This is a genomic window from Cysteiniphilum sp. JM-1 (assembly GCF_008711525.1).
Classification (GTDB): Bacteria; Pseudomonadota; Gammaproteobacteria; order Francisellales; family Francisellaceae; genus Caedibacter.
This window is the reverse complement of the sequence record NZ_VXKS01000040.1, coordinates 1-6,811: the sequence shown is the minus strand read 5'-3', so window position 1 is coordinate 6,811 and position 6,811 is coordinate 1. Positions and strand designations below refer to the sequence as shown.

The 6,811-nt window shown below is 35.4% G+C and carries 4 protein-coding genes; all 4 read left to right on the top strand.

The genetic code is table 11. The features are described 5' to 3' along the window. Nucleotides 1-484 precede the first annotated feature (484 nt). Complete coding sequence (gene tatA, locus F3D68_RS10860) at nt 485-670, top strand: twin-arginine translocase TatA/TatE family subunit (RefSeq protein ID WP_151194457.1); 186 nt, start codon at nt 485-487, stop codon at nt 668-670. 37 nt (nt 671-707) lie between these two features. After that, entirely contained in the window at nt 708-899 is a 192-nt protein-coding gene (locus F3D68_RS10855; RefSeq protein WP_151194456.1) for a twin-arginine translocase TatA/TatE family subunit, read from the top strand. Next, nucleotides 871-1,629 (top strand): twin-arginine translocase subunit TatC, encoded by a 759-nt coding sequence (tatC, locus tag F3D68_RS10850; protein WP_151194455.1) that lies wholly within the window; start codon nt 871-873, stop codon nt 1,627-1,629. The genes F3D68_RS10855 and tatC overlap by 29 nt, the downstream gene beginning before the upstream one ends. 66 nt (nt 1,630-1,695) lie before the next feature. After that, the gene (locus F3D68_RS10845; protein ID WP_151194454.1) at nt 1,696-6,561 is read left to right on the top strand and encodes a hypothetical protein; all 4,866 of its coding nucleotides are present in this window, start codon (nt 1,696-1,698) and stop codon (nt 6,559-6,561) included. Nucleotides 6,562-6,811: the final 250 nt, after the last annotated feature.

Genomic DNA, 6,811 nt, shown 5'->3' with positions numbered 1-6,811 from the left:
ATATTAATGCTGAAAATATGACCATTTACGAGCAGTTCTATGGGCTCGCAGCATAATTACGTCCAGAGTATTGCGCTCTGTGCAAATTCTCAACTAATAATTGAGTCTGCGACAGAACCATATGGATTCTTGCAAAATTAGCTGGAATTCGACTTGCATTAAGCAGTGAAATCTAATTTAGATAAAGTTAGGCAACTTGCCGGTAATTGCTGGGTAATTGCTGGCTGTCTTGTAGAGATTGTACATGACAATTTGCCTAATGTCTGCTACGATTCTTATAAATAAAGGTGTTTCAGCCTGTAGTTCGAAAAATATTTACACTTTTCGGCCTATAACACCGGAACCCCATGAAGAACGTTATCAAGAGCGTCTGATTAAAAACTTAAAGCGCAGAGCCGAGAGTTTGGGCTTTGAATTGGTTGCATCCCCCATAACTAGTGGGTTTGCAAAAGGTTAAACCATAACAGTTATTCAGGAGAAAGTTATGAGTGGAATCAGTATTTGGCAATTATTAATTATATTTGTCATTTTATTATTAATTTTTGGTTCTAAAAAGCTTAGAAGCATGGGGAGCGACCTAGGAGAGTCTATTAAAGGATTCAAAAGCGCTATGAAAGATGCTGATGAAGCCAAAAAAGAAATTGAAGATAGCAAAATAAAAGAAAAGTAGCTTAACGTTTTATTGTTATTGATTTTGGTGGCTTTTTATGTTTGGAATTTCAATCTTTGAGGTTTTAGTAATTTTAGTCATTGCTTCACTATTTTTGGGTCCAAAACAACTGAAACAGTTGGCGCGATTTATTGCACGAATGGTTAAAGGCTTTAGGCAATTAACTCAGGAAATTACGAGATACTTAGAGGCTTCAATAGATGAAAACTCAGATACCAAAAAAAAATGATGGCAAATACTCTATCAATGAATATCCGATTCTAAGCCATATTCATGAACTTAAAAAGAGATTGATTCGTTCTGCTGCATTGTTTGCGTTGGTTTTTATTAGCCTCTATCCATCCTATGATCAAATATATAACTATGTAGTAATCCCGGCACAAAAATATTTACCTACTGGCTCTTCTATTATATCGACCGATGTTACCTCACCATTTTTCACACCATTACGTCTAATCTTTCATATTGATCTACTGATAGTTACGCCATACATATTAATGGAGATATGGTTATTTTTATCGCCTGCACTTTATCGACGTGAAAAGAGATTCTTATTTCCGATAGGCTTTTTTAGTACGATACTGTTTTATACTGGTTTTTTAGTCTCTTATTTTGTGCTGTTACCAGTGTTGTTCCGTTTTTTTGTATCCGTTGCCCCTAGTAGTGTTCAGATTATGACAGATATGACAAAATTAACCGATTTTATAATTTCAACTTCGTATGTTTTAGGGATTGTGATGCAAATTCCAATCATCATGCTATTGCTGACACATTTTGATCTAATTGAGCAACAAACCTACAAAGCCGGTAGACGTTTTGCAATAGTCGGTGCATTCATCATTGGCATGCTAATTGCACCAGATGTTACCTTCCAGTTTATATTTGCATTACCTATATATTTATTATACGAGGTAGGTATTTTAATTAGCGGTGTTTCCAAAAAAACATCACTTTTATAGCAAGGGAGCTCATAACTATATAGCTTACTTTGTATAAAATTTTAATCCCAGTTAAAGGAGTCATATATGACCGATATAAAACAGTTACGCAAAAAGTTTACAAAACTACTTAATGATTTTGTAAAGCATAAAGAAGTCAGTGCCTTAGAAACTAAAATATTTGATCACGTCGTTAGCAGAAGAGATTTTTTGGTGGGCACTGCAAAGTTTACAGCAGTAGCTGCCTTATTAAGCAAAGGTATATTACCGTCTGCTTGGGCAAATAGTGAGAGCGATATTGATGTTCAAGGGGCAAAGGTTCACATTCCAGACACTTTAAAAGCTGAAGTCAATGAAATTAATAGTATTAATGTTAGCTCAGATATGTTTACCGATTCATTCTACTTTAGAGAAATGGAAACAGTATCAGCTGAAGACTTGGAGTGTACTCTAGAGTCGACGCAACTGGTCATGCAGCAAGAATCTTTCCCAGGTGAATTACAATCAAATTTACTGGCAAGCACGATGCTAAATGTAAATGAACATAAAACTTTTGGAATCCCTGAAATCGTCAAAATTACCCCTTTAATGAAAGACTCCGAAGGAAAATTACAACAAAATGTGTCGGTTATGCTAGAAATTGAAAACAAATATCAGGCATATGAAGAGCATGAGTTTGATATTCAAGTTAGCACGAATAATGGTGCATTTGAATTCAATAAGGTCGTCGCAACAAACGGAAACAATCATAATCATATTGTAGACGGTAAAGTACAGTCACAAAAATTAATCGCCTGCGCTCATGTATTTAAGCTTGATACCGATGGAGAAGCTGGTATTGGTAAAGATCCTTTAGGAAAGTGGTCACAATTCTTAGATACCATGGATGAGAAGGCAAATTTATCAGGTGACCCTAGTGCACTTTATTATACCGATCAACTAGCCATTATTTATGAAAATGAAGCTTATGAACCTTCAAGCCCTATTCATGAGGGTGATAACTATCAGCCTAAATTCAAGGTTATGCATCCATTACAAGAGGCGATCAATTTTGCTGAAATTAATGAAACATTCCTAGACGGTATTGGAAATCTGGGTGGGGTAAAAAGTGAAGGTGGTGTAAACGTTCAGTTATTCGGACAAATTGGTAAAATTTCAGATAGAACCATCCGCATGACAATTGATCATATCGGTAGCTATAAAGATAGCAGCGGTCGTTCGTGTGTTTATGGTACTGTGAGGTTAGGTTTTTTCTGGAAAGCTTATTTTGAAACGACACTAGATGGTTGCCTGCCAGGAAAGCCACCAGAAACAAAAGTTATATTATTCGAAATTGATGAATCCCATATTAATCAACATTATGTAAACTTTCAACAAAGCGCCCAACGCATTGCACCTATAAGCCAACAGCCGCTCAGACCTTACGTGCAAACCTTATTTGCACCTTCCCCTTGTCAACCAGATATTCAACGATATGGCTTTAAATTCTTAGCCTCTAACTGTACACCAAGTTCTATCCCAGATATTGGGTTTACTGGAGATAATGAAGACTTAGTCGGGCAAATTTTTACGACAGACTTATTAAGTGCAGACATTGAGAAAGGTAAAAATTTATATACCGTCTTTAGAGATGGGCTTTCATATGATCGCCGAGGATATATTCAGCTACCAGCAAATTACAATAAGATAAAATTAACGTTATCAGATGCTTTCAAAAATGGCGCTTTCTCTCGTTATTTTAAAATTAACTCAAACGAGTACCCTAATGATAGAACTAATGGCTTATTGCCATTAAAGTTGATTCACGATATAACAACTACGGAATCATTACTTCTAGGCCCAAATGATGATCTAGCCAATATTGTTTATTCTCAACTCGTTGGTAGATCTCCAGATCCTGTTACCAGTTGGCTCGTCCCCAGCAATATAACACAATTTTTATTTGATATTACGAGCAATTCTCTCACTATCAATGAGAGCTTGTATGTAGCCACTGGTCCTGATGATGAGTATCTTTTGACCGGTTACGTAAAAATGTATTTCTCGTTAAACAACCAGAGCCTAATTCAAGTCTTAGGTCACCATGCAGGCTTTGCGGATCCATCTAGCTATAATTTACTTTTATGGCGTCAGACCTCGCAAAAACAATATTTTAATCAATATTTAACAGCAACCTCTAGTATTGGATTTTATGATCCAATAGCAATTAATACTAATATTTTACGTGTTTTGCCTTGGCAGTATTATTTTAATAATACAGATTATTTAGTCTGTCAAAACAGCTCAGGCAGTGACCCAGAAAAGAGTTTATCAAAAGGCTTACACAATAGACTAAAAGTAAGCCCAAAAACTACTTACGTCCGTAACGTACAAGACCCTATTAAGTTAGATTGGACTCGTTATAAATACAATGTAATTCCAGCAAATGCCACTGAAGAAGAGGTTATAAAATATATAGAAAATGATGTGACGCTACATACGGCAACATTCACTTGTTACAACGCGTATAATTTACCTGTTTACAATGATGATTCAATTATTTGTGTAGCACTGCAAAGCCCTGCCTTAGTGTCTAATATTACAAATCCTAACAATGTCGTATCCTATAATTTTGACCGTTCATCTACTATTTATTGTAAACCAAATGCGCAAGGAAATGTTGTATTACAATTTAAAATGCCTAGTGACTCTCTAACACAGGGGGTTAATTTTACTTACCAAAAAGTCAGTAAGTCTACAATTAGATCCCTACCTAACTCAAGATACTTAGTTTATAAGCCTGGGGAAAATTTTTTTGACGACCTTAAATCCTATTCGAGTGGCCAACTATCTATAGACCGTTCTAAAGATTATGAGAGAAAATCCCCGAATCCATACGCAAAAGATTACTCCATGAAGAAAGTATACGATGATCAGCTCAAAAGCTCTAAAGATTATAGTAGTGATCAGGCAAGAGCGGCATTTCATTCAAAAGTTGAGGAAGGCATTAAGAAAATTGGCGGAGACACCTTAACAACAGAAAAGAGGCATACACGTATTAATCTATTAGATATAAATAGCATTGATTTATCCGGTGGCGTTAACTCAAATAAAAATTTAACACTTATTTCATCATCTGCGTTATTGGGATATAAAAATAGAAGCGTTGAGGAATACATTACCTCTATGAAAGGACTCAGAGGCTCACAAGCACTTACCAGTGTGTTCTCTGATGTATGGGATGCAGTATCCGCTGCCTGGAATTTCATTAAAAAGGCAATAGATTATATTAAGAGCCAACTAGATGCTTTAATGGATAAAATTGTCAACAACTTAGGGTTTATTGGCGATTTTATCAAATGTGTTTTAAGTTTTGTTCAATCGCTTGTCAATATGGTTTTAGAGCTGGTATTAAAACTAATTATCTTAGTGCTTGAATTTTTGTTTAGTTTGATTTGGCCAGACGGTTGGGAAATTGCCGGTAAAATTGAATCTCTACTTTCTAGTGGTACCAAGAAATTTTCTGACTCTCTTGGTAATGTATCTCAATATCTCAATGATATTGAAAAGCTAATTGATTCCATATTTAATAATTCAATCACAAAAATAAATCAGAATGAAAACGTATTAAGTAATAATCAAACTACAATAGCTATCAAAAAAGCAAGTTCTGTGGCAGAAAAATACTTATCAGATCAATCTCAAAATATTGAACAAGTACATAGCGTGGTGTCCAATGCCAAATTTACCTCGGCACTTGCGTTTGGCAAAGTCTCATTGTCTACAAATATACGCAAACCTAGCACTTCAAATGAAGATGTGTTAACTGAAATCATGCAATTGGTTTCTGATTTTATGACGTTGGCAATTGATAGTATTCCTAACCCTTTGGACTTATTAACAGCTTTATCAAGTGCCTTAGGCGACCCTTCTAAAATTGAAGACTTTATTAATCCTTATGTAAATAAGCTTTCAAGTGATGCCAAGAGAACCTTAGAAGACTTAATTAATATTTTTAAAACTTTATCAAACTCTTTGATAGGTGAAATCCAAGACATTATTAATCAACCATTATTAAATATACAAATTGACTCAGGCATTGCAAACTTTTTTGGGATAGACGTTAAAGTAGAATCTAGCTCTGTTACCAGGCTAGGTATCTTTATTTGTATGCTTTCGAATATAGGATTACTAAGCATTATGCCTGGCATTAGTACTGAAAAAATTAAATCTCAACTAGATGACTTATCCCTAATCACTCAGGGACTCAAACTATCCAACGATGCAGCAGTATATCAGAAAGACTTATGGGTAACATTTCACTATATATATTCTATTATTGGTGTATTTAATGGCTTAGTCAATTTGGCCATAGGTGAAATGATTTCTACTGAAAAAGATAAGACTAAAAGTGCTAAATTGGTGTTAGGATTATCTTTATATGGGCTAACGACATCACAAATCTATTCAATATTACCGTCGGTTATTGACTCGGTAAAACATAAAACATCTCAACTAGACCTCATTGATACATTTTCAATATATGCCCCACCCGGAAAAAATATCGTCAAAATGGCACAATATCCCTCATTTCTAACAAATGTTGGTTATGCCTCTTCTCTCTTAGGTGCGTTGCTAATTTACGCTGATTACAGTTTAAGAGATAAACAGTTACCTATTTCCTTGTCATTAGGAGGATTATCAATCGTATCGTTAACTTTTCTTGTTGGCACTATAGCCTTTAATGTGCGTGATAATAAATATTTCACCTATAAAAGCATACCATTTTCGGGTTATTTTTTTTCTAGCCTTTTATTAATTGATAGTGTGGCATTAAATGCTGCGATGGCTACTAAAAACTTTGAAGCAATACCCATAATAACCGGCGTAAACATAGGGGTAGGCTTAGTTGGCGGCATTACGGCCGCCCAACTTTCTGGTAACGAGAACAACCCAGATCAAGAGGAAGTCTAATGGTTCTGTCGCAGACTCAATTATTAGTGGAAGTGTATTTTTATTGGGTTCTGTCGCAGACTCAATTATTAGTTGAGAATTTGCACAGAGCGCAATACTCTGGACGTAATTATGATGCGAGCGCATAGAACGGTTCTGTCGCAGACTCAATTATTAGTTGAGAATTTGCACAGAGCGCAATACTCTGGACGTAATTATGCTGCGAGCCCATAGAACTGCTCGTAAATGGTCATATTTTCAGCATTAATAT

Excerpts from the sequence above, each read along its gene's own strand:
- tatA (WP_151194457.1), top strand. The coding sequence starts at position 485 with ATGAGTGGAATCAGTATTTGGCAATTATTAATTATATTTGTCATTTTA.
- tatC (WP_151194455.1), top strand. The coding sequence starts at position 871 with ATGAAAACTCAGATACCAAAAAAAAATGATGGCAAATACTCTATCAAT.
- F3D68_RS10855 (WP_151194456.1), top strand. The coding sequence starts at position 708 with ATGTTTGGAATTTCAATCTTTGAGGTTTTAGTAATTTTAGTCATTGCT.
- F3D68_RS10845 (WP_151194454.1), top strand. The coding sequence starts at position 1,696 with ATGACCGATATAAAACAGTTACGCAAAAAGTTTACAAAACTACTTAAT.